The organism is Stenotrophomonas sp. YJH_SMC_25 (assembly GCF_059369595.1).
In genome coordinates, this window is record NZ_JCAFSV010000008.1 from 224,034 (window position 1) to 247,923 (window position 23,890).

At 67.3% G+C, this 23,890-nt stretch carries 22 protein-coding genes and 1 pseudogene; 13 read left to right on the forward strand and 10 right to left on the reverse strand.

The features are described from left to right. Nucleotides 1-87 precede the first annotated feature (87 nt). A complete protein-coding gene (smqnr, locus tag AC5P7E_RS13170; RefSeq protein WP_005408352.1) occupies nucleotides 88-735 on the forward strand; it encodes a SmQnr family pentapeptide repeat protein in 648 nt (215 codons plus the stop codon). A 3-nt stretch (nucleotides 736-738) separates the two neighbouring features. Here the strand turns inward: smqnr and AC5P7E_RS13175 are convergent, their stop codons facing one another. Both AC5P7E_RS13175 and AC5P7E_RS13180 read right to left on the reverse strand, forming a co-directional pair. After that, nucleotides 739-1,413 (reverse strand): class I SAM-dependent methyltransferase, encoded by a 675-nt coding sequence (locus AC5P7E_RS13175; protein ID WP_087803459.1) that lies wholly within the window; start codon nucleotides 1,411-1,413, stop codon nucleotides 739-741. Nucleotides 1,414-1,500: 87 nt separating this feature from the next. Continuing rightward, the gene (locus AC5P7E_RS13180; protein ID WP_114618878.1) at nucleotides 1,501-2,199 is read right to left on the reverse strand and encodes a glutathione S-transferase family protein; all 699 of its coding nucleotides are present in this window, start codon (nucleotides 2,197-2,199) and stop codon (nucleotides 1,501-1,503) included. A 115-nt stretch (nucleotides 2,200-2,314) separates the two neighbouring features. Here AC5P7E_RS13180 and AC5P7E_RS13185 point away from each other — a divergent pair, with 115 nt between their 5' ends. Then, a complete protein-coding gene (locus AC5P7E_RS13185) occupies nucleotides 2,315-3,259 on the forward strand; it encodes a LysR substrate-binding domain-containing protein (RefSeq protein ID WP_114618879.1) in 945 nt (314 codons plus the stop codon). Here the strand turns inward: AC5P7E_RS13185 and AC5P7E_RS13190 are convergent. After that, complete coding sequence (locus AC5P7E_RS13190) at nucleotides 3,198-4,577, reverse strand: aminotransferase-like domain-containing protein (protein ID WP_197596112.1); 1,380 nt, start codon at nucleotides 4,575-4,577, stop codon at nucleotides 3,198-3,200. The two genes, AC5P7E_RS13185 and AC5P7E_RS13190, sit on opposite strands and share 62 nt — an antisense overlap. A gap of 133 nt (nucleotides 4,578-4,710) precedes the next feature. Between AC5P7E_RS13190 and AC5P7E_RS13195 the strand changes: the two genes are divergently transcribed. From AC5P7E_RS13195 to AC5P7E_RS13205, 3 genes are all read left to right on the forward strand, one after another. Further along, nucleotides 4,711-5,574, forward strand: a complete 864-nt coding sequence (locus tag AC5P7E_RS13195) for a DMT family transporter (protein WP_043033646.1) — start codon at nucleotides 4,711-4,713, stop codon at nucleotides 5,572-5,574. A 158-nt stretch (nucleotides 5,575-5,732) separates the two neighbouring features. Next, entirely contained in the window at nucleotides 5,733-6,614 is an 882-nt protein-coding gene (locus AC5P7E_RS13200) for an SDR family NAD(P)-dependent oxidoreductase (protein ID WP_024956089.1), read from the forward strand. Between the two features lie 38 nt (nucleotides 6,615-6,652). Beyond that, nucleotides 6,653-7,531, forward strand: coding sequence for a LysR family transcriptional regulator (locus AC5P7E_RS13205; RefSeq protein WP_114618881.1), 879 nt, complete (start codon nucleotides 6,653-6,655; stop codon nucleotides 7,529-7,531). Nucleotides 7,532-7,544: 13 nt separating this feature from the next. Here the strand turns inward: AC5P7E_RS13205 and AC5P7E_RS13210 are convergent, their stop codons facing one another. Further along, on the reverse strand, nucleotides 7,545-8,444 hold the full coding sequence (locus AC5P7E_RS13210) for a LysR family transcriptional regulator (protein WP_114618882.1): 900 nt from the start codon (nucleotides 8,442-8,444) through the stop codon (nucleotides 7,545-7,547). A gap of 107 nt (nucleotides 8,445-8,551) precedes the next feature. Between AC5P7E_RS13210 and AC5P7E_RS13215 the strand changes: the two genes are divergently transcribed. Further along, nucleotides 8,552-10,069: an MFS transporter gene (locus AC5P7E_RS13215; RefSeq protein WP_114618883.1), complete on the forward strand. Its 1,518-nt coding sequence runs from the start codon at nucleotides 8,552-8,554 to the stop codon at nucleotides 10,067-10,069. 279 nt (nucleotides 10,070-10,348) lie between these two features. Here AC5P7E_RS13215 and AC5P7E_RS13220 read toward each other — a convergent pair whose 3' ends face one another. Continuing rightward, on the reverse strand, nucleotides 10,349-10,753 hold the full coding sequence (locus tag AC5P7E_RS13220) for a GFA family protein (RefSeq protein WP_033834825.1): 405 nt from the start codon (nucleotides 10,751-10,753) through the stop codon (nucleotides 10,349-10,351). 171 nt (nucleotides 10,754-10,924) lie between these two features. Between AC5P7E_RS13220 and AC5P7E_RS13225 the strand changes: the two genes are divergently transcribed. Together AC5P7E_RS13225 and AC5P7E_RS13230 are read left to right on the forward strand one after the other, a co-directional pair. Next, complete coding sequence (locus tag AC5P7E_RS13225; protein WP_111188986.1) at nucleotides 10,925-11,899, forward strand: Lnb N-terminal periplasmic domain-containing protein; 975 nt, start codon at nucleotides 10,925-10,927, stop codon at nucleotides 11,897-11,899. Beyond that, complete coding sequence (locus AC5P7E_RS13230; RefSeq protein ID WP_043033643.1) at nucleotides 11,899-13,920, forward strand: esterase/lipase family protein; 2,022 nt, start codon at nucleotides 11,899-11,901, stop codon at nucleotides 13,918-13,920. The genes AC5P7E_RS13225 and AC5P7E_RS13230 overlap by 1 nt, the downstream gene beginning before the upstream one ends. A gap of 88 nt (nucleotides 13,921-14,008) precedes the next feature. Here AC5P7E_RS13230 and AC5P7E_RS13235 read toward each other — a convergent pair whose 3' ends face one another. Further along, nucleotides 14,009-15,430 (reverse strand): MFS transporter, encoded by a 1,422-nt coding sequence (locus tag AC5P7E_RS13235; protein ID WP_111193428.1) that lies wholly within the window; start codon nucleotides 15,428-15,430, stop codon nucleotides 14,009-14,011. A 29-nt stretch (nucleotides 15,431-15,459) separates the two neighbouring features. Here AC5P7E_RS13235 and soxR point away from each other — a divergent pair, with 29 nt between their 5' ends. Further along, complete coding sequence (soxR, locus tag AC5P7E_RS13240) at nucleotides 15,460-15,894, forward strand: redox-sensitive transcriptional activator SoxR (RefSeq protein WP_005412484.1); 435 nt, start codon at nucleotides 15,460-15,462, stop codon at nucleotides 15,892-15,894. A gap of 72 nt (nucleotides 15,895-15,966) precedes the next feature. Here soxR and AC5P7E_RS13245 read toward each other — a convergent pair. Beyond that, a pseudogene (locus AC5P7E_RS13245) lies at nucleotides 15,967-16,596 on the reverse strand (short chain dehydrogenase); the annotation flags it as partial. A gap of 71 nt (nucleotides 16,597-16,667) precedes the next feature. On the opposite strand from AC5P7E_RS13245, the gene AC5P7E_RS13250 reads away from it, so the two are divergent. Then, entirely contained in the window at nucleotides 16,668-17,543 is an 876-nt protein-coding gene (locus tag AC5P7E_RS13250; RefSeq protein WP_012479333.1) for a LysR family transcriptional regulator, read from the forward strand. A gap of 59 nt (nucleotides 17,544-17,602) precedes the next feature. Here AC5P7E_RS13250 and proC read toward each other — a convergent pair whose 3' ends face one another. Together proC and AC5P7E_RS13260 are read right to left on the reverse strand one after the other, a co-directional pair. Further along, entirely contained in the window at nucleotides 17,603-18,424 is an 822-nt protein-coding gene (proC, locus tag AC5P7E_RS13255; RefSeq protein WP_005408367.1) for a pyrroline-5-carboxylate reductase, read from the reverse strand. Nucleotides 18,425-18,442: 18 nt separating this feature from the next. After that, nucleotides 18,443-19,120: a YggS family pyridoxal phosphate-dependent enzyme gene (locus AC5P7E_RS13260; RefSeq protein WP_005408368.1), complete on the reverse strand. Its 678-nt coding sequence runs from the start codon at nucleotides 19,118-19,120 to the stop codon at nucleotides 18,443-18,445. Between the two features lie 87 nt (nucleotides 19,121-19,207). Between AC5P7E_RS13260 and AC5P7E_RS13265 the strand changes: the two genes are divergently transcribed. The 3 genes from AC5P7E_RS13265 to AC5P7E_RS13275 all read left to right on the forward strand — a co-directional run bounded on the left by AC5P7E_RS13265 (nucleotide 19,208) and on the right by AC5P7E_RS13275 (nucleotide 22,679). Beyond that, a complete protein-coding gene (locus tag AC5P7E_RS13265) occupies nucleotides 19,208-20,245 on the forward strand; it encodes a type IV pilus twitching motility protein PilT (RefSeq protein WP_004147099.1) in 1,038 nt (345 codons plus the stop codon). Nucleotides 20,246-20,345: 100 nt separating this feature from the next. Further along, nucleotides 20,346-21,488: a PilT/PilU family type 4a pilus ATPase gene (locus AC5P7E_RS13270; protein WP_005408369.1), complete on the forward strand. Its 1,143-nt coding sequence runs from the start codon at nucleotides 20,346-20,348 to the stop codon at nucleotides 21,486-21,488. Between the two features lie 207 nt (nucleotides 21,489-21,695). Next, complete coding sequence (locus AC5P7E_RS13275; RefSeq protein WP_114618884.1) at nucleotides 21,696-22,679, forward strand: aldo/keto reductase; 984 nt, start codon at nucleotides 21,696-21,698, stop codon at nucleotides 22,677-22,679. A gap of 47 nt (nucleotides 22,680-22,726) precedes the next feature. Here AC5P7E_RS13275 and AC5P7E_RS13280 read toward each other — a convergent pair whose 3' ends face one another. Continuing rightward, the gene (locus AC5P7E_RS13280; protein ID WP_114618885.1) at nucleotides 22,727-23,626 is read right to left on the reverse strand and encodes a LysR family transcriptional regulator; all 900 of its coding nucleotides are present in this window, start codon (nucleotides 23,624-23,626) and stop codon (nucleotides 22,727-22,729) included. Nucleotides 23,627-23,890 lie beyond the last annotated feature (264 nt).

Genomic DNA, 23,890 nt, shown 5'->3' on the forward strand with positions numbered 1-23,890 from the left:
GACTGCCGGTGAACCCGCCCGCCCCGGGGTCTATGGATCGGCCTCGCGGCCCGGCATCATGGCGGGGCACTTGGCATGGAATCCCTGATGTCTCCCACCGTTCACCGCAAGCTGCGCATCAGCGCGGACCAGTACACCGGCCAGAAAGTGGTCGACCAGCAGTTCCACGAGTGCGATTTTTCCGGCGCCGACCTGACCGGTACCGAGTTCATCAACTGCAGTTTCTACGATGCCGACAGCCGTGCTGGCTGCCGTTTCAATGGCGCCACGCTGAAGGAAGCCAGTTTCCGCAGCTGCGATATCAGCATGTGCCATTTCAATTTCATCAAGGCGCTGGGCCTGGAGATCAGCGAGTGCCGCGCGCAGGGCGCGGATTTCAGCAACGCCAGCTTCATGAACCAGATCACCACGCGCAGCTGGTTCTGCAGCGCGTTCATCAAGAAGTCGAACCTGCGCTATGCCAATTTCTCGCGGGTAACGCTGGAAAAGTGCGAGCTGTGGGAAAACCGATGGGATGGCGCGAATGTGAGTGGCGCCAGCTTCGCCGGCTCGGACCTGTCCGGCGGCCAGTTCGAGGGCATCGACTGGAACAGCGCCAACTTCACCGACTGCGACCTGACCAACTCGGAGCTGGGTGAGCTGGACCTGCGCAGCACCAACCTGCGTGGCGCCACGCTGGACGTGCAGCAGGTGGCGCTGTTGATGCAGCGCATCGGCATCACGGTGGTGCCGTAGGCATCAACCGGTGTACGCCACCCAGCCCTTGAAGCTGAAGCCGGCATAGAACAGCTCCACACCATCGAAGCCGGCCTCCTGCAGCAGCGCCACTTCCTGTTCGGGGGCCAGCAGCGGCAGCCGCTCGGCAATGGCCTCGATCGCGTGCTGTGCATCGGCGTGGGCAACGCCCGAGGCTTCGGCGAACGCTGCGTAGCGCTGCAACCAGCGCAGCTTGCCGGCCGGTTCCTGCGGCACGCTGTGGTGGGCCACAACCAGCGGCGCGCCGGGCTGCAGGCGCCGGTGCAGCTCGCGCAACGTGTGCAGGCGCTGCCCGGCATCGAGGAAGTGCAGGGTCAGCAGGCAGCTGGCCCCATCGAAGCGCAGATCGGGCGCATCGTCGATGTAGCCTTCCAGCAGTTGCACGCGCGGCATCAGCGGACCCAGTGTCTGCTCGGCCAGGGCCAGCATCGGCGCGGCCGGATCCACGCCCAGCAGCTGCCAGCCCGGCTGCGCTTCGGCAAAAGCCTTCAGCTCCAGCCCGCCACCGGCGCCCAGCACCAGCACACGGCCCTGCGCGGGAACGCGTTCGGCCAGCAGCAGGCGGCTCATCTGCTGCAGGGCGAGGAAGCCGGGCACCTGGCGCAGCGGCGCTTCGGCATAGCGGGCCACCGCCTGCGGGTCGGAGAACGTGGACATGCGCGGATTCCTGCGGCGGGGGACATACCACTGTAGCGCGGCGCGCAAGAGGCATTGCGCGCCGCTGCCACACGGGCAGGACAGGGCTCAGGCCGCTGCTGCCTCAAGCACGTCTTCCAGCCGCACCTCGCCGAGGAAGCCACCGCTGCTGGTTGCCGGCTGCTGCGCTTCGACGGCGTGGGCGAACTGCACGCCGGCGTCGTCCTGCAGGCGCTCGAACAGCTGCTGCACCCTGGGGAACTCGCGACGATCGACCACCTGGTGATAGTCGTTCCAGCGCGCGATGCCGGCGAAGTAGGCATCGGCAAAGCTGCGCTGTTCGCCCAGCAGCCACGGGCCCGTGCCGATCATCTGCTCCAGCGCCTGGTGGGCGTGGCGCACCTTGGTGGTGCCATAGGCACGCAGCGCCTCGCCGTCATCGCCTTGCGCATGCTCCAGTGCGTGCCAGAGCGGCGCGTAGGCACCGAAGAAACTGGTGTTGAGATAGGCCAGCCGGTGGTTGAGGCGATCGAAGCCGGGCGTGCCCTGTGCGAAGCCCAGCCCCTGCGCGATGCCCTTCGCGGCCAGGTGGTTGAGGATGGCCAGGCTCTCGCTGAGCAGCTCGCCCTGCGCGGTGCGCAGGGTCGGGGTTTCACCCAGCGGATTGAGGCGGCGGTAGTCTTCGCTCTGCACCTGGCCGGGCATGTCGATGCGGCACAGGTGATACGGCTGGCGCAGCCATTCCAGGGCGACGATGGAGCCGAACGAGCAGCCCGAGGGCACGCCGTAGAAGAGGATCGGGGTCATGGCAGGTTTCCGGTTCAAGCCGCGATGCGGCGGGTGAGGAAAGCGTGCCTGCGTGGACATTGCCCCGGAAGCCGCTTGAATGGCATCCTGAAGTCCACATCTGTGGACGTTGCGCATGCTCAACCTCAACGATCTGGCCCTGTTCGTGACCGCGGTGGAGCAGCGCGGGTTCGCTGCAGGCGGGCGCCATCTGGGCCTGCCGCGCTCGACCCTGAGCAAGCGCGTGGCGCTGCTGGAAGAACAGCTCCAGGTGCGGCTGCTGCAGCGCAGTTCGCGCCGCTTCGCATTGACCGAGGTCGGCCAGGAGTTCTTCGAGCGCGCACGCGCAGCGTTGTCTGAGGTCGAGGCCGCCGAGGCCATCGTCCGCGACCGCCAGGCCGAACCCAGCGGCACCGTGCGGATCAGCGCTTCGATTCCGGTGGTGCAGGGGGAGCTCGCCGCGTGCCTGCCCGCGTTGGCCCGCCGCTATCCACGGCTGCGTATCGAAGTTGAAGTGAGTGATCGTTTCATCGACCTGGCGCAGGAAGGCATCGACATCGCCCTGCGCAGCCACTTCGGTCCGCTGCCGGATTCCGGGTTGGTGCAGCGCATGCTCGGTAGCGAACGCATCGTGCTGGTGGCGTCCCCTGGTTATCTGGCAGCCGCGCCGGCACTGGACACGCCCGAACAGCTACGCGCGCATGCCGGCCTGCTGACCGCGCGCCATGCAACGCGCTGGACGCTGCACGGCGCCGACGCCCGCACCGTGCAGGTGGAGCCGCAGGTGGCGCTGGTCGGCAATGAATCGCAGCTGCTGATCGCGGCGGCAGAAGCGGGTCTTGGCATCACCGTACTGCCACACAGCCTGTGTGCTGCGGCCATCGCCGCCGGCCGCCTGCAGCAGGTGCTGCCGGCGTGGCATGCCGGCGAAGTCACCACCAGCGTGTTGCTGCCGCATCGTCGCGGCCAGTTGCCGGGCGTGCGCGTGGTGGTGGATGCGCTGGTCGCGCATTACCAGCTCAACGCAGCGCGCGCGCCAGTACCTGCCAGATCTTCGGGTCCTGGCACTGCGAAACGTTGAAACGTACATAGTCGGCCGCGCGCTGCGACTGGCTGAACGCGTTGCCCGGCGCCAGCACGATGCCCTCGCGCAGGCATTGCCGCGCCAGTGCGGCGGCGTCGCGGCCATCGGGCAGCTGGCACCACAGGAACAGGCCGGCTTCCGGCTGCAGCCACGGCATGATGCCCAGCGTCTGCAGTTTCCGCAGTGTGTGCCGGCGTGCATCGGCCAGGCGCGAACGTATCGACTGCATGTGGCGGCGGTAACCGCTGTCGGTCAGCGCGATGTGCATCAACTGCGCGGCCAGATGACCACCGCCGAAGCTGGTCGCCAGCTTCAGGTCGGTCAATGCCTCTATCCAGTCGTGGCGCGCGGCGATGTAGCCGCAGCGCGACGCTGCCGACAGCGTCTTGGAGAAACTGCCGACGTGGATCACCCGTGACAGTCCATCGAGCGCGGCCAGCCGCGGTGCCGGCTGCAGTTCGAAGTCGGCGAAGATGTCATCCTCGATGATGATCAGTTCGCTGCGTTCGGCCAGGCCCAGCAGGCGGTGTGCGGTGCTCGCGGAAAGCACCGCGCCGGTCGGGTTGTGCAATCCGGAATTGGTGATGTACAGCCGCGGCGAATGTGCCTGCAGGGCCTGCGCGAACGCCTCCAGGTCCGGGCCGCTGTGCGTGTACGGCACGCCGATGGCCTGCACCTGGTGCGCCTTCAGCAGCGCGTGGTAATTGAAGTAGCTCGGGTCATCGACCAGCACGCAGTCGCCGGGCTTGAGCAGGAAACGGCAGAGCAGATCGACCGCGTGGGTACCGGATTCGGTCAGCAGGATCTGCTCCACCGGTGCATCGATGCCAAGCGTGGCGCTGCGCCTTTGTAGCAGCTGGCGCAACGCGGGCAGCCCGAGCGGGGCGGCGTAGTCCACCAGTTGCATGGCATCGGCGCGCGCCAGCCGGCGCAGGCCGCGGCGCACGCCATCGTGATACAGCCAGTCACTGGGCATCCAGCCGCACCCTGGCTTGAGGTCGCCCGCGGGCGTTTCCAGCGATTGCCGTGATACCCACAGCGGATCCACCGCGCGATCCAGCCGCGGCTCCAGTTCGGCCAGCGCCAGCGGTGCGGCCGGGCCACTGACGTAGAAGCCCGAGCCTGCGCGCGCACTGATCAGGCCTTCGGCCGCCAGGCGCTCGTAGGCCTCGACCACGGTGGAGACTGAAACTCCCATCGTCGCAGCCTGCGCACGTACCGAAGGCAGGCGTGAGCCGGGACCATCCACCCGTGCACTGATGCGGGTGCGGACGGTCTGGATGACCGATTCGATGCGGGTAAGCGGGCGCGGCATGGTGGAACCGTAGTGGAAGTGTGGGCAGTACAGTTACTTGCGACTGTACTGGATTGTAGCTGGGGTCTTCCCGCGCCGGATGCTTCCATGCAGGTCCAGCCGGGCATCGTCCGGCACCTTCAGGAGTACAGGCGTGGAACGGTCGGCGAGTGGTTGGATCAATGGCTTCATCGGTGTGGTGATCTTCGCCGGCTCCCTGCCGGCCACCCGCTTGGCGGTGCTGCAGCTGGACGCCGGATTCGTCACCGCTGCACGCGCGACCATTGCCGCCGTGCTCGGCCTCGGCCTGCTCCTTCTGCTGCGCCAGCCGTGGCCGCGGCGCAGTGACCTGCCAGGCCTGGCAGTGGTCAGCCTCGGAGTGGTAGTCGGCTTTCCGTTGTTGACCGCACTCGCGCTGCGCCACGCATCGTCGGCGCACACCATCGTGTTTCTCGGCCTGTTGCCGTTGAGCACTGCGGTGTTCGGCGTGCTGCGCGGTGGCGATCGGCCGCGCCCGGCGTTCTGGCTGTTTTCGTTGCTGGGCAGTGCCTGCGTGGTCGGCTATGCGGTGCGCAACGGCATCGATGCATCGTTGCAGGCCGACCTGCTGATGCTGGCGGCGATCGTGGTGTGTGGGCTGGGCTATGCCGAAGGTGGCCGGCTGGCCCGTCATCTCGGCGGCTGGCAGGTGATCAGCTGGGCGTTGCTGCTGGCCTTGCCGGTGATGCTGCCGCTGACGGTGCTGATGCGCCCGTCCTCGTTCACTGCGGTCGGTGCCTCGGCGTGGTGGGCGCTGGGCTATGTGGCAGTGTTCAGCATGCTGATCGGCTTCCTGTTCTGGTACCGCGGGCTGGCGCAGGGCGGCATCGCCGCCGTCGGCCAGTTGCAGTTGCTGCAACCGTTCTTCGGCCTTGCCCTGGCCGCGCTGCTGCTGCACGAATCGGTCAGCCTCAGCATGGTGCTGGTGACCGTGGTCGCGGTGATCTGCGTCGCCGGCGCGCGCCGCTTCAGCCGCTGAACGAAAAAGGGGACGGAGGGGATTAAGTCGTTTCAGGCACGGTAGGGCGAGTTACGACTTAATCCCCTCCGTCCCCTTTTCCGGTGATAGCGAGAGCGTATCGTGGCCGATGGTCAACGGTATTGGCGGGGGCGGTGAGCTTGGCTGAAGCTGTGCGCATGAAGCCGATTTCGCATATTTCCTTCAAGGGCCGGGTGGGCCTGGTGACCGGTGCCGCGGGTGGGTTGGGCCTGGCCTACAGCCGCCTGCTGGCCGAGCGCGGTGCGCAGGTGGTGATGCATGACGTCGGTGCCGGTACCGATGGCCGCGGCGCCGATCCACAGCGCATCCTGCGCAGCGTCGAAGCGCTGCAGCGGCAGGGTTTGCCAGTGCAGGCCGCAAATGGTCCCATCGATCATCGCAGCGGTTGCCATGCGCTGGTGCAGGAACTGCTGCAGGCGCACGGCCGCATCGACTTCCTGATCCACAACGCGGGCTGGGTCGAGTACCAGCCACTGGAAGCGATCGAGGACGATGCGTTGGAGCAGATGCTGTGCCTGGCGGCGAAGACGCCGCTGTGGCTGGCGCAGGCGGCGTGGCCGGCGATGCGCGCGGCGGGCGGCGGGCGCATCGTCATCACCACGTCTGATCGCGCGCTGTATCCGCAGTACGCACAGCGCGGGCTGTCCGCTTACGCGATGGGCAAGCTGGCCGCGCTTGGCCTGGTCAATGTGCTGGCGCTGGAGGGCGCCGAGCATGGCATCGTGGTCAATGCGGTTTCGCCGGTGGCAAAGACGCGCATGTGGGGCATCGAGGGTGAGCCCGATGAGCTGCATCCGGAAGCTGTTGCGCAAGGTGTGGCCTATCTGGCATCCACGCGCTGCCAGGACGGCGGCTGGGTGCTGCGCGCAAGCAATGGCCAGTTCCACGCACTGCGCCTGCAGGAGGCCGAGCATGTGGCGTACCCAAGGGATCTGTGCGCGGTCAGTGCCGACAGCATCGAGTCGGTGGCGCTGCAGTGGCCGGCCATCGCCCGCGCCAGCGTCGACGTGCGTGGCTGAGGGCGTACCCTAGGCGGATTCCCACTGCCTGCTTCGAGATGATCGACCTGCGCCTGCTTCGCCAGTATGTCGCCGTGGCCGAAGAACTGCATTTCCACCGCGCCGCCGCCCGCCTGCACATGTCACAGCCGCCGCTGACGGCGGCGATACGACGGCTGGAAGACGAGCTCGGAAGTGAACTGATCGTGCGCGGAAATCGCACGCTGGGCCTGACCGTGGCCGGGCAGACCTTGCTGGTGGAGGCGCGGGCAACGCTGCAGCAGGCCGAGCAGGCATTGCAGCGCACGCGCGAAGCTGCTGCCGGACAGTCCGGCAGCCTGCGCGTAGGCTATGTCGGCAGTGCGCTGTATGGCCGACTGCCAGGTTTGATCCGCCGCTTTCGCCAGATTTACCCGCACGTTCAGCTGCATCTGCAGGAAGCCACATCACGCCAGCAGCAGTTGTGGCTGCGTGAGCAGCGCATCGACGTCGGCGTGCTGATTCCACCGATCCCCGCCGCCGAGCTGGTGCTGCACGACTTCGACCACGACCGCCTGGCGATTGCGCTGCCGCGCGCTCATGCGCTGGCCGACGCGCCGGAGGTCAGTGTGGCGATGCTGGCCGACGAATCGTTCGTTTCATGGCCGGCGGGCGAGGGCATCGGCTTCCATGCACAGGTGCTGGGCCTGTGCACCGCGGCGGGGTTCACCCCGCGCGTGGTGCAGGAAGCGCAGGGCATGCACGCGGTGTTGTCGCTGGTGGCGGTGGACGCCGGCGTGGCGATCGTCCCGGCCAGCATGGCCAGCTTCCGCCCGCAGGAGATCGTCTATCGCGCGCTGGAGGACGAAGCAGCGCGTTTCGACCTGCCGTTCTGCATGCAGCCGGAACAGCCGTCGCCGGTGCTGCGCAATTTCCTGCAGACGGCGGGCACCAACTGATTCTGTGGACCCGCTACGCCTTGTCGCCCTGGAACAGATGCGCAACGGCGTAGTCGATGAACACCCGCAGGCGTGCACTGGGATGGCGCCCACCGGGCCATAGCAGCGAGAACTGCCCCTGGTGCGTGGGCAGCGCAGGCAGTACCCGTTGCAGGCGGCCATCGGCCAGCGCGTCGGCTGCGAGGAAGTCAGGCATCCAGGCCAGGCCCATGCAACCGATCGCAGCGGCAAGCACGGCCTCCATGTTGTTGCAGGTCATCGCCGTGGGAAGGCGTGCCCCCGCATCGCCTTCGATGCCCGGCAGCTGCCACGGATGCAGCTTTCCGGTGGTGGGGTAACGGAAACGCAGCGCGGTATGCATGCGCAGCTCGCTCACATCACCGGGCGTGCCATGCGCCTGCAGGTAGCCCGGCGCCGCACAGAGGATGAAACGAAAGCCGCCCAGTCGCCGTGCGGTCAGGCTGGAATCGGCCAGTTCACCACTGCGTATCACCGCGTCCAGGCCTTCGCTGACCACATCGACGATACGGTCGTTGAAGTCCAGTTCCAGCTGCACCTGCGGATAGCGTTGCTGGAAGCCGGGCAGCACCGGCAGCAGGAAGCGGTACCCGATGGTGGGCAGGCCGATGCGCAGCAGCCCGCTGGGGGCATGCTGTCGCTGCGCCAGGTCCGCCTGTGCTTCGGAAAGCTCGTCCAGTGCACGCCGACAGCGCTGCAGCAGCAGTTCGCCTTCGTCGGTGAGATGCACGCGGCGGGTGGTGCGTTGGAACAGCCGGGTGCCGAGCTCCTGTTCAAGACGGGCGATGCGCTTGCCGACCGCCGACGCGGACAGGCCAAGTACACGCGCAGCGCCGACGATGCTGCCAGCCTCCGCGGTGCGGACGAAGGCGAGCAGGGCAGAAATGGAGTCCATGCGGGGCATGATTACGGAACAGTGGGACGCAATCAACGTCCATCGAGCCTGTTTTTCAGGGATAGCGGCCTGTCCATCATCAATGCCCCTGATGGTTGGAGGCCCGCATGGCCCCGGTTTCGATGCTCCCTGTACCTGTCCAGACGCAGCAGCGCTGGACCCTGCTTGCCGTCTGCCTGGCCGCACTGGCGCTGCCGTTGTCCTTCTCGGCCGGTGCCGTCGCGGTGCCCGCGCTGGCCCGTTCCGTTGCGTCGTCGCCGAGCTTGCTGGCCTGGGTGACCAACGCCTTCATGCTCACCTTCGGCAGCCTGCTGCTCGCTGCCGGTGGCCTGGCCGACCGCTATGGCCGGCGGCGGTTGTTCCTGCTGGGCACAGCAGGCTTCACCATTGCCACGATCGCCGTCTGCCTCGCGCCCACGCTGCTGTGGCTGGATCTGGCGCGTGGGTTGCAGGGCGTTGCCGCCGCAGCGGCGTTGGCGTCCGGCACGGCTGCGCTCGCGCATGCCTGGCAGGGGCCGATGCGTGGCCGTGTGTTCGCCCTGCTGGGCGCCACATTCGGTGCGGGGTTGGCGCTGGGGCCGCTGCTTGCGGGTCTGCTGCTGCAGGCATTGGGATGGCGCAGTGTGTTCGCCGTCGGCGGCGTGCTGACATTCGCCGCCTTCGTACTGGGCGCGCGTGTGTTGCCCGAAAGCCACGGTGAACGCGGGCGGCTGGATGTCGGCGGCATGCTGGGCTTCAGCCTGATGCTGGCAGCGTTGACCCTGGCCCTGCTGTGGCTGGGCGAGTTCGGCCTGCATACCGTGCGCGTGCAACTGGCGCTGTTGGCGACGCTGCTGCTGGGCGCAGCGTTCATCTGCATCGAACGACTGCACCGCTCACCCCTGCTGGACCTCTCGTTGTTCTCGCAACCGGCGTTCCTCGGTGTCCAGCTGCTGCCGGTCGCAACCTGCTTCGGCTACGTGGTGCTGCTGGTGGTATTGCCTCTGCAGCTGCTGGGAGTGCACGGACAGAGCGCGACCCTGGTGGGGCTGCAGATGCTGGCCCTGTCCGCGCCGATGCTGGTGCTGCCGATGCTGGCTGCGCGCTGGGCGGAGCGCGTTGGAAGTGCGCGGCTGTGCACGCTGGGACTGCTGGTCTGTGCCTCTGGCCTGTACCTGTTGTCGCGCCATGCATCGCAGCCGTCGCCTTCGCAGTGGGTGCCGTGGCTGATGCTGGTCGGTGCAGGGACGGCCTTGCCATGGGGGCTGATGGATGGGCTGTCGGTCAGCGTGGTGCCGGTACAGCGTGCGGGCATGGCCGCCGGCATCTTCGGGACCGTGCGTGTAGCCGGTGAAGGCATCGCATTGGCCGCAGTCACTGCCTTGCTTGCGCTGCTGATCGGCCATCAGCTGCAGGGCGCGTCGCCGGCATCGCTGGCGCGTGCCGGTGCCTATCTGGCCACCGGGGCGCGGGAACAGGCGCAGGCACTGCTACCGGCGATGAGCCGCATGCAGCTGCAGCACGCCAGTAGCGAGGCGCTGGCAACACTGCTGCGTGTACTGGCGCTGCTGACCGCCGCATGTGCTGCGTTGTTGCACCTGTTGCTGCGGAAACGTAAAGACGCGTTGGTCGGGCGTACTGCGTAGCAGGCTCATCGCCCGCCTTCGCCGTCATCCCGTTGTCGTGTCCCGCTCACGCTGCCTATGCCCACCCGGGCCTAGGCTTGGTGGTCCCCGTCCCCCACGGAGACCTGCCATGTGGCTGCTCGATCATCTCTGGCCTGGCCGTCGACCGCTTCCTCCCCCGGCCGCGGATGCGCCACCGGCACCGCCGCGCCGGCCCTGGCTGAAACGCCCGGCGCGGGCGGGGCGCAGCGGCATGGCGCCCTGGCAGAAGGTGGCCACCCCGCCGCGGCGCACGCGCCACTAGCCGGTGCGGTCTGATGGGTGGTTGACCCCATCGCTGACCGGGATCACCCCCAACGCGAACGGGTCGATGCCCTCCAGGCAGGCCACGTTGTAGCCGTACTGGTCGGGGTTGGAGCGGCGCCGGTGATGGGTGTAGATGCCGCACACGCCACAGAAGTAGTGCTCGGCCACATGGGTGTTGAACTGGTACATCTGCAGGTGGTTCTGCCCGCGCAGCACCTGCAGGCCCTGGCGGGGGACGCTGGCGGCGATGGCGCCCCGGCGCCGGCACATCGAGCAGTCGCAGCGGCGGGGATCGACGATGCCGTCCGGCAGGTCCAGCAGCAGCTCGACGGTGCCGCAGTGGCAGGTTGCGCGGTGCTGGGGTTGGACCGGAACGCCGGCCACGGAAGTGATGCCCATCATTGCTCCTGTGTGATCCGTCTGGCCGCGGGGGCCGCCGCAGACGGTGCGCCGATGTGCCTGAACGGGCCGTAGATGCCACGGTGAACCCGCTTGTGGCTAACTATGCGGCTTCAGGACCGCGACAGGATGCCAGTGAAAGCCGCAGGACGATGGATGACAGGAAGTGCCATGGCGCTGCTGGCGCTGTGGGTGACCGGGCTGCTGGCCTATCAGTTGCCGGGGCCGGGCTGGCTGGCTACCGGCGTCGCCGGGCTGTGGCTGCTGGTAGCGCTGTGGGTGTCGTGGCGGGTCGCGCGGGGCCGTGCCTCGCGCCGCCTGGGCCTGGCGTTCGGGGTATCGCTGGCGCTGGCCGGCCTGTGGTGGATGCTGCTGACCCCGCGCCAGGACCGCGTGTGGGCCGATGACGTGGCCCAGCGCCTGCACGTGGTGTCTTTCGATGGCCGCCACGTCGTGCTGGACAACGTGCGTGATTTCACCTGGCGCAGCGAAACCGACTACGACGCCCGCTGGGTGCGCCGCGAGTACGACCTGGACCAGTTGCGCTCGGCCGATCTGGTGCTGTCGTACTGGATGGGCCCGGCCATCGCCCACACCCTGATCTCGTTTGGTTTCGAGGACGGTCGCCACGTGGTGTTCTCGCTGGAGATCCGCAAGGAGCGCGGTGAATCGTTCTCGGCGCTGGGCGGCTTCTTCCGCAAGTTCGAGATGACCCTGGTAGCTTCGGAGGAGACCGACATCATCCGCACCCGCACCAACGCGCGCGGCGAGGACGTCTATCTCTACCGCCTGCATGGCATGGACCGCGCACAGCTGAAGGAACTGTTCGCTGCGTACATCGCGCAGGCCCGCGAACTGGATGCCAAGCCCGGCTTCTACAACACGCTGACCAGCAACTGCACCACCATCGTCTTCGACCTGGCCCGGCACATCGCACCGCGCCTGCCGCTGGATTACCGCCTGCTGCTGTCCGGTTACCTGGCCGAGTACGCGCAGGAGGTCGGCGCGCTCGCTCCAGGTGTGCCGTACGCCGAGCTGCATGACAAGGGCCGCATCACCCAGCGTGCGCTGGACCTGGGCAGCGGCGACCACTTCTCCACCGTAATCCGCCAGGGCGTGCCCGGCACCGAGCAGGACCCGCAGTAATGACCCGATTCCTCCCACGCCGCTGGCAGCGCCTGCTGCCGGTGTTGTTCGCTGCCTTCCTGCTGCTGGGTAGCAGCGGTTGCGCGATGGTTACCGTCAAGCAGGTCAAGTCCAGCGATTCGCTGGTCAACAAGCGTGCCGACGTGCTCAACACGGGCAAGCTCAGCCCGGCCGCGCGCGAAACGCTCAGCGCGGCAGGCCTGGACGAGTCGCAGTGCGAAAAGGACTTCCTGGTCTGCCGCAGCACGCTGCTGATGACCGACGACCTCAATGTCGAGCAGCGGTTGTCGGCGCTGTCCGAACTGTGGGTGAAGGCCGCGCTGGCGATGACGCCGAAGAAGACGGCTGCCGGCGATCCGCCGATGAGCGATGCGGCATTGGATGCCTGGCTGGAAGCGGCGCGCTATGCCTATGCCTACCTGTTCTACAGCGGCCGCTCACCGTCCGACCGTGCCTTCGAGGACCGCCAGACGCAGGTGCGCGACTACTACAACTACGCGGCCGAGAAGGCGGCAGTGGTGCTGTTCGTGCGCGCACGCGCCGCTGCGCTGGCCGGCGAGGATTACACGAAGCCGCTCACGGTCGGCAGCTGGTCGCTGGCCTCCAATTACCAGCAGCTGAACCTGAAGAGCATTCCCGCGCAGCTGGTGCCGGCCGGCACGGTCAGCTTCGTCGGCCTGCGCAGTACCTATCGCCGTGATGGCTTCGGTGCTGAGCTGGTGATGGTGATGGACCCGCCGAAGCTGGTTGCACCGGTGATCGCACCCGAGGGCCCCAAGGCCGAGGCGCCGCAGGAGGATGAGGACGACGCACGCCGTGGCCGCCGTCATCGCCATGACGACTCGGTGCCCGAGTTCAGCGAGATGTCCTCGATCAACGTCACCGCACTGCTGCGTTTCGAGGGCAGCAACCTGGACGATGTGATGCGCACGCGCCGGGTCGAGCTGGACGCTTATTCGCCCGAAGCCACCGAGCGCATCACCCTGCATGGCGAGCAGGTGCCGCTGGCCGGCAACTTCACCGCCGCCTATGGCCTGTGGCTGGCGCAGAGCGGTTTCGCCCGGCAATCGCTGCGCACCCTGTTCGGCATGAGCGAGGGCATCGGCGAACCGCACATCTACCTGATGCAGCCGTGGGACCCGAATCGTCGCATCATCTTCATGCTGCACGGCCTGGCCAGCAGCCCGGAAGCCTGGGTGAACCTGGCCAACGAGATCATGGGCGACCCCGAGCTGCGCCAGCAGTTCCAGGTGTGGCAGGTCTACTACCCGACCAATGCGCCGATCGCGTTGAACCGCTACGAGATCGCCAATGCATTCAACGACACGCTGAAGCACTTCGATCCCAACGGCAGCACGCATGCATCGAAGGACATGGTCTACATCGGCCACAGCATGGGCGGCGTGCTGGCGCGCCTGCTGGTCAGTGACTCGGGCGACGTACTGTGGAATGACCTGCTGGCCAACTACGACCTGAAGGGCGAGCGCCTGAAGCGTGTGCAGAACAAGCTGGGGCCGCTGCTGCATTTCAAGGCGCAGCCGAACGTGGAACGCGCGATCTTCATCGCCGCGCCGCACCAGGGCACCGACATTGCGGGCAACAAGGTCGGGCGCCTGATCGGTCGCCTGGTACGCCTGCCGCTGACCATCCTCGGCAAGTTCGAGGATGTGTTCCTGGCACTGGCGCAGGCCGAGCAGCAGGTCGATGGCACGGCCAAGCCGAAGATTCCGAACAGCATCGACAACCTCAAGGCCAGCGATCCGTTCGTGAAGGCCGCCGCACAGCTGCCGATCGAAGCGGGCCTGAAGTACCACTCGATCATCGCCCAGCGCAAACCGGAACTGCCGGTGGACAAATCCGATGACGGACTGGTGCCGTACTGGAGTGCGCACCTGCCGGGTGCGTTGTCGGAGAAGGTGATCATTTCCGGCCACAGCGTGCAGGAGACCCCGCAGGCGGTGCTGGAAGTGCGGCGCATCCTGCATCGGGACATCGATGATGTGGGGGCCGGTACGCGGTAATGCCGGTCCCTGGCCGTCATCATCTGGACATTCCAGCGTTCGTGAGGTTGCCGGCCAGCGGCCGGCACTACCGCGATGCGCGGCGGCGCTACACCCGTCGCGCGATGACCGTGGCCAACAGCGCAAGACCGAAGGTGATGGCCAGGCACAGCAGGTAGCCGGTGTGCGGGGTGCTTTCCACGAACAACGCGAACAATGCGCCGGAGACCGCCAGCGCGGTGGTCACCGACAGGGCCTCGCTCAGCTGCAGTGCCGAGGTGTTGGCACCCTGCTCCCGCGGCGCCGACAACGACAGCGTCAACACCGACAGGCTGGCGTAGATCATGCCCATGCCGAAGCCGGTCACGGCCCAGCCGAGCAGCGACACCGGCAGTGGCACTTCGTTGAACAGCACGGCCAGCGTGGCGGCAATGCCGACCGTCATCATCATCGTGCCGGCGCGCAGCAGCTGTTGGCGTGACCAGCCACGCTGCTGGTGGCCCTGCAGCCACGAGCCGGCGAACCAGCCCAGCGCACCGAGACTGAGTACGGCACCGGCCCAGCTGGGCGAAAGGCCACGTTCGCGCTGCAGCAGCAGTGGCAGGTAGGCCTCGCAGGCGAAGAAGGCGGCTGCCGCGATGCCACGCAGCGCGATCACGCTGGGCAGGCCACGGCGCAGGATCAGTGTTCCGGGCGGAAGCAGTCGATGTACGCAGAACAGCAGCGCCAGCACCGCCACACCGATGCAGAGCAGGGCAGGCAGGCCCGGTTGCTGACCGCCGAAGTACAGCAGCAACGCGGCCAGCGAGGCGCCGCTGGCCCAGCGCACCACCTTGCCGCGTCCATCGTCGGCGGTGCTGGGGGGACTGGGCTGCATGCGTGCCAGCGCGGGGCGCAGCAGCAGGCCTGCCGGAACCGCCAGCAATGGCACCGCCAGGAACACCCAGCGCCAGCCCAGGTGCTGCACGATCAGGCCGCTCAACGCCGGGCCGACCATCGAAGGCACCACCCAGCCGGCCGAGAAGGCGGCGAACACCTTCGGCCGCAGGTGCTCCGGGTAGCTGCGGCCGACCATCACGTACAGCGAGACCGAGATCGCACCCGCACCCAGGCCCTGCAGCAGGCGTCCCGCCACCAGCATGCCCATGCGCATCGCAAAGCCGGCCAGCAACAGGCCCAGCACGAAGCAGGCCAATCCGTACCAGAGCGGCCGTGCCGGACCATGGTGATCGGCCCAGCGCCCGGCCAGGGTCATGCCGATCACGCTGGTGGCCAGGGTACCGCCGAAGGCCAGTGCGTACAGGCGCAGGCCATCCAGCGCCTCGGCCACGGTGGGCATCGCGGCCGCAACGGCCAATGCCTCGAAGGCGTGCAGCGCGACCAGCGCGACCATGCCGAGGGTGGTCGCGCGATAGCGTGCGGACAGGATCGAGGTGTCAGCCGGCAGGTGGGCGGCGGCGGGCGAGAGGGTCGGGGGCATACGGGTCAGATGCGGGCCGCGCTTGTCAACTGGCGGCGAAGATAGCAGCATGACACCTCAACAGCAGTTGAGGTCAAGCAATGGTGTCCCAGGAACTGAGCGTGGGCGAAGTCGCCCAGCGCAGTGGCGTGGCGGTTTCCGCGCTGCATTTCTACGAGCGCAAGGGGCTGATCAGCAGCCTGCGCACCTCGGGCAACCAGCGCCGCTACAGCCGCGACGTGCTGCGCCGGCTGGCCGTGATCCGCGTTGCGCAGCGCGTGGGCATGCCGCTGGAAGCGGTCGGCCGTGCCTTCGAAAGCCTGCCCGAGGGGCGCGCACCGACCAAGGCCGACTGGGCCAGGCTGTCCGCGCGCTGGCGCACCGAGCTGGAAGAACGCATCCACATGCTGCAACTGCTGCGCGATGAGCTCACCGGCTGCATCGGCTGCGGCTGCCTGTCGCTGCAGCGCTGCCGCCTGGCCAACCCGGGGGATGTGCTTGGCGAACGCGGCGACGGCCCGATGCGCTGGGAATGACCCGCGAAAAGGGGACGGAGGGGATTATGTCGTTTGTGCATTGTCGACTTGATCCCCTCCGTGCCTTTTTTCTTACCAGACCGTGATCGTCTCGCCGCTCTGGATGCCTTCCACTGCACGCTGGAAGGCCAGCGCCGCGCGCTGCGCGCTCACCGCTTCAAAGCCCGGGAAGTAGGGGCCGTAGGCTGCCATCGATTCGATCAGTACGTTCGGGCTGACCACGTTGATGCGCAGGCCACGCGGTAGCAGTTCCAACGCGGCGGCACGCACGAAGCCTTCCAACGCGGCATTCACCGAGGTGGCGTTGACGCCATCGCGGATCGGCTGTGCACTGACGATGCCGCTGGTCAGGGTGATCGAGCCGCCGGCGTTGAGATGGTGCTGCGCCGCCAGTGCCAGCCGCACCTGGCCCAGCAGCTTGTCCTGCAGGCCGAGGTTGAACTGCGCCGGCGTCATGTCCTGCAGCGGACCGAAGTGCAGCTTGCCGGCGGTGGAAATCACCGCATCAACCGGGCCGGTACGCGAGAACAGTTCGGCGACGCTGGCGTCGTCGGTCAGGTCCACCCGCAGTTCGCCGCTGCTGCGGCCGGCGGCGAGAATCTGATGCTGTTGGCCGAGCTGGCGGGCGACTGCCTGGCCGAGGGTGCCGCTGGCACCAACGAGGAGGATCTTCATGGCCGTTCCTTGCGTGAGGGAGTGAACGCAGTCTGCGCCGTCACAGCGGGGTTAGGTAAGCGGCGTATGCTTTGCAGATTCCTAACTCCGGATTAGCAATGGATACCCTTCGCTGCATGCAGGCTTTCGTCGCGGTAGCCGAGTGCGGCAGCTTTGCAGGGGCCGCTGAACAGTTGCAGGTCTCGGCGGTGATGGTCGGCAAGTACATCCAGCAGCTGGAGGCGCACCTGGGCACCGCGTTGCTGCAACGGAACACCCGCCGCCAGCGCCTGACCGAAGCCGGCAGCGCCTACCTGGCCGGGTGCCGGCAGGTGCTGGAGCAGGTGCAGCAGGCCGAGGCCGACGTGGCCGGCCTGCAGGTGCAACCGCGCGGGCTGCTGCGGGTCAGCGCACCCACCACCTGGGGCAGCTGCGTGCTGGCGCCACAACTGGCCGGCCTGCTGCGCGCGCAGCCGCAGCTGAACGTTGAACTGGATCTGAGCAACCGCCGTGTGGATCTGATCGAGGACGGCTTCGACGTGGCGATCCGGGTCGGGCCGCTGCCGTCGCAGGAGGTGGTGGCGCGGCCGCTGCCACCGTATGCGATGAGCCTGTGCGCGGCGCCTTCCTACCTGCGCCGGCGCGGCACGCCGCGTACGCCCGCCGATCTGGAAGGGCATGACTGCCTGAGCCATCTGGCCTGGCGCGGTGGCCACGGCTGGCAGCTGGCCAACGGTGAACAGGTGGACTGGGAAGCGCGCCTGACCTGCAATGATGGTGTTGCACTGCGCGAAGCCGCGGTGGCCGGGGCCGGGCTGGTGCTGCAGCCGACCGCACTGCTGGCCGGGGAGATTGCAGCCGGGCGGTTGAAGCCGCTGCTGCGCGACTACCTGCCCGAACCGCGGCCGATGCACCTGATCTACCTGCCCGACCGCAGGCCGCGCCCGCGGTTGCAGTGCTTCGTCGATTTCGTCATGACCACGTTGGGGCAATGAGCATCCACGCCATGCGTGGATGATGGTGGGTGCCGACCATTGGTCGGCACACATCGGGATCAATCATTCGCCGCAGACAGTTCCTGCCCACGCACCTGCGCAGCGCGCAGTGCCGTATCCACCAGAGCCTCGAAGCCACCGGCCTGGAAGCTCTCGATCGCGGCCTGGGTGGTGCCGTTGGGCGAGGTCACGCGGCGGCGCAGTTCCGCCGGGCTTTCACCAGCCTCATCCAGCATGCGCGAGGCGCCCAGCAGAGTCTGCACCACCAGCGTGCGCGCGGCGTCGGCCGGCAGGCCCTGGGCAATACCCGCCGCTTCCATCGCTTCGGCCAGCAGGAACACATAGGCCGGGCCGCTGCCGGAAACGGCAGTCACTGAATCCATCAGCCCCTCGCTGTCGATCCACACCGTGCGCCCGGCACTGGCCAGCACCTGCTCGGCCCGCGCGTGCTGCTGCGTGTCCACCGACGGCGTGGCGAACAGGCCGGTCACACCTGCGCCGAGCAGGGCAGGAGTGTTCGGCATCGCGCGCACCACTGCCAGGTCGCCCCCCAGCCAACGCTGCAGCTGCGCACTGGTGATGCCGGCGGCAATCGACACCACCAGCGGTCGGCTCGCCTGTGCCAGCGCCTGCAGAGACTGGCAGACCTCGCGCAGCACCTGCGGCTTCACCGCCAGCAGCCAGGTGCCACCCTGCGCGGCGGCATCGCTCGCGTTGTCATGCACCTGCACGCCGAAGTCGGCGGCCAGCGCCTGGCGCAGTTCGGCCACCGGTTCGGCGACGTGGATGTGCGCGGCCGGCACGCCCTGGCGGATCAGGCCGGCGATCAGGCTGCGCGCCATGTTGCCGCCGCCGATGAAGGTGATGGAATCAGCTGCCATGGAAATCTCCTTGAAAAATCAGGCCGGGCGCGGGCGCGCGCCGAACAGGGCGGTGCCGATGCGCACCAGGGTGGCGCCCTCGGCGATGGCTTCGGCGTAGTCGCTGCTCATGCCCATCGACAGCGTGTCGATCTGCGCGTGCTGGGCAGCCAGCAACTGGAAAAGTGTGCGCATGCGCACGAATGCATCCCGACGGCGCTCGGCTTCGGGCCATGGCGCGGGAATCGCCATCAGTCCGCGCAGGCGCAGGGTGGGTTCGGCGGCAATCGCTGCGGCCAGTGCATCCACTTCCTCCGGTGCACAGCCATGCTTGCTGGATTCGTCGTCGATGTTGACCTGGATCAGCACGTTCAGCGGGCCTCGCGCGGCCGGGCGATGGCGTGCCAGCGCGGTCACCAGCTTGGGGCGGTCCACGCTCTGCACCCAGTCGAAATGGCTGGCCACGGCCTCGGCCTTGTTCGACTGCAGGTGGCCGATCAGGTGCCATTCCAGCGCCAGATGCTGCAGCGCCTGCATCTTGGCCAGTGCCTCCTGCACGTAGTTCTCGCCGAAGGCGTGCTGGCCCTGCGCGGCCAGCGCGGCCACGGCCTCGGCCGGCTGGGTCTTGGACACCGCCAGCAGGCGTGGGTCGGGCCTGCCAGCGGCCTCGGCGGCGGCATGCAGGTTGCTCAGGATCTGGGGCAGGGGAGTGGCCACGTAACGCGTTCCGTTGAATCAGGAGGCTATACTGCCGCCCGGGGAAAGATCCTTCCAGTCGAAGCCGTTATTGGGGAGTAGCCGCTCATGGATATCGCCGAACTGCTGGCGTTTTCCGTAAAGAACAAAGCGTCCGACCTGCACCTGTCCGCAGGCCTGCCGCCGATGATCCGCGTCGACGGCGACGTTCGCCGGATCAACATCCCAGCCCTGGACCACAAGCAGGTCCATGCGCTGGTGTACGACATCATGTCCGACAAGCAGCGCCGCGATTACGAGGAATTCCTCGAAGTGGACTTCTCCTTCGAGATTCCATCGCTGGCGCGCTTCCGAGTGAACGCGTTCAACCAGAACCGCGGTGCCGGTGCGGTGTTCCGTACCATTCCGTCCGAGGTGCTCACCCTAGAGGACCTGGCCTGCCCGCCGCTGTTCCGCGAAGTGATCCAGCAGCCGCAGGGCCTGATCCTGGTAACCGGCCCGACCGGTTCGGGCAAGTCGACCACGCTGGCAGCGATGATCGACTACATCAACAAGAACGAATACGGCCACATCCTCACCGTCGAGGATCCGATCGAATTCGTGCACACCTCGCAGAAGTGCCTGATCAACCAGCGCGAAGTGCACCGCGATACGCATGGCTTCAATGAAGCACTGCGCTCGGCGCTGCGTGAGGACCCGGACATCATCCTGGTGGGCGAACTTCGTGACCTGGAAACCATCCGCCTGGCACTGACCGCGGCGGAAACCGGCCACCTGGTGTTCGGCACCCTGCATACCAGTTCGGCGGCCAAGACCATCGACCGCATCATCGACGTGTTCCCGGCCGGCGAAAAGCCGATGGTGCGCTCGATGCTGTCCGAGTCGTTGCGTGCGGTCATTTCGCAGGCGCTGCTGAAGAAGGTTGGCGGCGGTCGTACCGCAGCGTGGGAAATCATGGTCGGCACCCCGGCCATCCGCAACCTGATCCGCGAGGACAAGGTGGCGCAGATGTACTCGGCCATCCAGACTGGCCAGCAGTACGGCATGATGACCCTGGACCAGCACCTGCAGGACCTGGTCAAGCGCAGCCTGATCACCCGAAACCAGGCCCGTGAGTACGCCAAGGACAAGCGCCTGTTCGAGTAAGGCGGGGCAGTAACGGGGCAGCGTGCGCCAGTGCGCTGCTGTTCCCGTGTTGTTTCCTCCACCGACCGTTACCTGGTAAACCGCTTTCCGGGAGCCTGCCGTGAACACCACCGCGACCACCATCGATTTCACTTCGTTCCTCAAGCTGATGGCGCACCAGCGCGCCTCGGACCTGTTCATCACTGCGGGCATGCCGCCGGCGATGAAGGTCAACGGCAAGATCTCGCCGATCACGCAGACCCCGCTCACGCCGCAGCAGAGCCGCGACCTGGTCCTCAACGTGATGACCCCGGCGCAGCGCGAGGAATTCGAGAAGACCCACGAATGCAACTTCGCCATCGGCCTGTCCGGTGTCGGCCGCTTCCGCGTCAGCTGCTTCTACCAGCGCAACCAGGTCGGCATGGTGCTGCGTCGCATCGAGACGCGCATTCCGACGGTGGAAGAACTGAGCCTGCCGCCGATCATTAAGACGCTGGCGATGACCAAGCGCGGCATCATCCTGTTCGTCGGTGCCACCGGTACCGGTAAATCGACCTCGCTGGCGGCGATGATCGGTTACCGCAACCAGAACTCGACCGGCCACATCATCACCATCGAAGATCCGATCGAATTCGTGCACAAGCACGAGGGCTGCATCATCACCCAGCGCGAAGTCGGCATCGATACCGACAGCTGGGAAGCCGCGCTGAAGAACACCCTGCGCCAGGCGCCGGACGTGATCATGATTGGCGAGGTGCGTACCCGCGAAGGCATGGACCACGCCATCGCGTTCGCCGAAACCGGCCACCTGGTGCTGTGCACCCTGCATGCCAACAACGCCAACCAGGCGATGGACCGCATCGTCAATTTCTTCCCGGAAGACCGCCGCAACCAGCTGCTGATGGACCTGTCGCTGAATCTCAAGGGCGTGGTCGCGCAGCAGCTGGTGCCGTCGCCCGATGGCCGCTCGCGCAAGGTGGCGATGGAGATCCTGCTGGGCACGCCGCTGGTGCAGGACTACATCCGCGACGGCGAGATCCACAAGCTGAAGGAAGTGATGAAGGACTCGGTCCAGCTGGGCATGAAGACCTTCGACCAGAGCCTGTTCGAGCTGTACCAGGCCGGCGAGATCAGCTACGAGGACGCGCTGCGTTACGCCGATTCGCAGAACGAAGTGCGCCTGCGCATCAAGCTCAGCCAGGGCGGCGACGCACGCACGCTGTCACAGGGCCTGGATGGCGTGGAGATCTCCGAGATCCGGTGACCTGCGACTCTGTAGAGTCGACTGTCAGTCGACGCTCGCGCGCAGCGCGGGATTTTCCCGGCCGGTGAAAGAGCAGTCGACTAACAGTCGACTCTACCGGGCGCGTTGGCGATTGATGAATTCCAGTCATGACCAACTGCAACGCTGCCCATTCAATCGGCAGCCCCTGCAGGCGTATCGTCAGCGTTCCCCCTCTGGAGCACGACGATGCAGACACGTGAACTCGGCCGCAGCGGCCTGAAGGTTTCCGCCCTGGGCCTGGGTTGCATGGGCCTGACCCATGCCTATGGCCAGCCGGTCGAGCGCAGCCAGGGCATCGCCCTGCTGCACGCGGCCGTTGAACGCGGCGTGACCTTCTTCGACACCGCCGAAGTGTACGGCCCGTACACCAATGAAGACCTGCTCGGCGAGGCCCTGGCGCCTTACCGCGACAAGCTGGTGATCGCCACCAAGTTCGGCTTCAGGGATGCGCGCACCGATACCGGCCTGGACAGCCGCCCCGAGAACATCCGCGCCGTGGCCGAAGCCAGTCTCAAGCGCCTGCGCACCGACCATATCGACCTGTTCTACCAGCACCGTGTCGACCCGAACGTGCCGATCGAGGACGTGGCCGGCACCGTGCGCGACCTGATCGCCGAGGGCAAGGTCGGCCACTTCGGCCTGTCCGAGGCCAGCGCCACCACCGTGCGCCGTGCGCACGCGGTGCAGCCGGTCACCGCCGTGCAGAGCGAGTACTCGCTGTGGTGGCGCGAACCGGAGCGCGAACTGCTGCCGACCCTGCAGGAGCTGGGTATCGGCTTCGTGCCATTCAGTCCGCTTGGCCGCGGCTTCCTCACCGGCACGATCAACGCCGACACCACCTTCGACGCCAACGATTTCCGCAACAGCGTGCCGCGTTTCGAAGTGGAGGCGCGCCGCGCCAACCAGGCGCTGGTGGATCGCATCAGTACGATCGCGGCAGCACGCGGCGCGACGCCGGCGCAGGTGGCGCTGGCCTGGCTGCTGGCACAGGCGCCGTGGATCGTGCCGATTCCGGGCACCACCAAGATCCACCGCCTGGAAGAGAACCTGGGCGCGGCTGACCTGCAGCTGGCGCCGGAAGAACTGCAGCGCATCGCGCAGGCGCTGGATGAAGTGTCGATCGTCGGTGAGCGCTACAACGCCCAGCGTGCGGCGCAAGCCAAGGGCTGATCACCGGGTGCGGACCGAGGTGGGTGCGGACCGTTGGTCCGCACACCTCATCCAGCCATCGGCCCGCGCAGCGCATCCAGCACCGTGCGCATCGCCACCGTGACGTGGCGGCGCGACGGGTAGTACGCGTAGTAGCCATCGAAGTGCGGGCACCAGTCGTCCAGCACCGACTGCAGGCGGCCATCGTCCAGCATCGGCTGCACCTGGTCTTCCGGCAGCCAGGCCAGCCCGCTGCCGGCCAGCGCGGCAGCACGGGTCATGCCCATGGTGTTGAAGGTCCACTGGCCGCTCACGCGCACGCTCAGTTCGTTGCCGTCCTGGCCGAAATCCCACGGCATCAGCCCGCCATGCGTGGGCAGGCGCAGGGTCACGCAGTTGTGGTCTGTCAGCTCGTCCGGATGGCGTGGGACCACGTGCTGGCGGAAGTAGCTGGGTGCACCGACCACGCGCATGCGCAGCGGCAGGCTGATCGGCACGGCGACCATGTCGCGCGCCAGGCGTTCGCCGAGGCGGATGCCGATGTCGTAGCGCTCGGCCACGATGTCGGCCAGCCCGTAGTCGGCGGTCAGTTCCACCTTGAGGTCCGGATACTGCTGCAGCAGCGGCGCCAGCCGTGGCCACGCGATGTACTCGGCGGCATGGCCGGTGGCATTGATGCGGATGGTGCCGGCCGGGCGTTCACGGTATTCGGCCAGCGCGGCCAGTCCGTCCTCGATCTCGGCCAGGCGCGGGCCCAGGGTGTCGAGCAGGCGGGCACCGGCTTCGGTGGTGGACACGCTGCGGGTGGTGCGGGTCAGCAGGCGCACGCCCAGGCGCTGTTCCAGGCCGCGCATGGCATGGCTGAGCGCGGACTGGGACACGCCCAGCTGGGCGGCGGCCTTGGTGAAGCTGCCCTCGCGGGCAACGTGGACGAAGGCCTGCAGGTCGTTGAGGTTTTCGCGGGGCATGCTGGGATGATACGGCCGGGCTGCGCCCGGCACCTGCTTCAAGCCAAGGCAACGTCAACGTCAGATGCGTGCATTCCGTGGGATGGCGGGGTGGGTCCGGTTGAGGGGGACGCCGTAAATACCTCCATGTAGCAACTGTGTTGATGGAGGGACTTGGCCCCTCCATGAGACGGGCACGGTAGTGCCGGCCGCTGGCCGGCAGCCTTTGGTCTTGCGCCCTGGCTGGCCTTAGGCAGGGACCAGCCCGTTTTCAGCGTCGCGCAC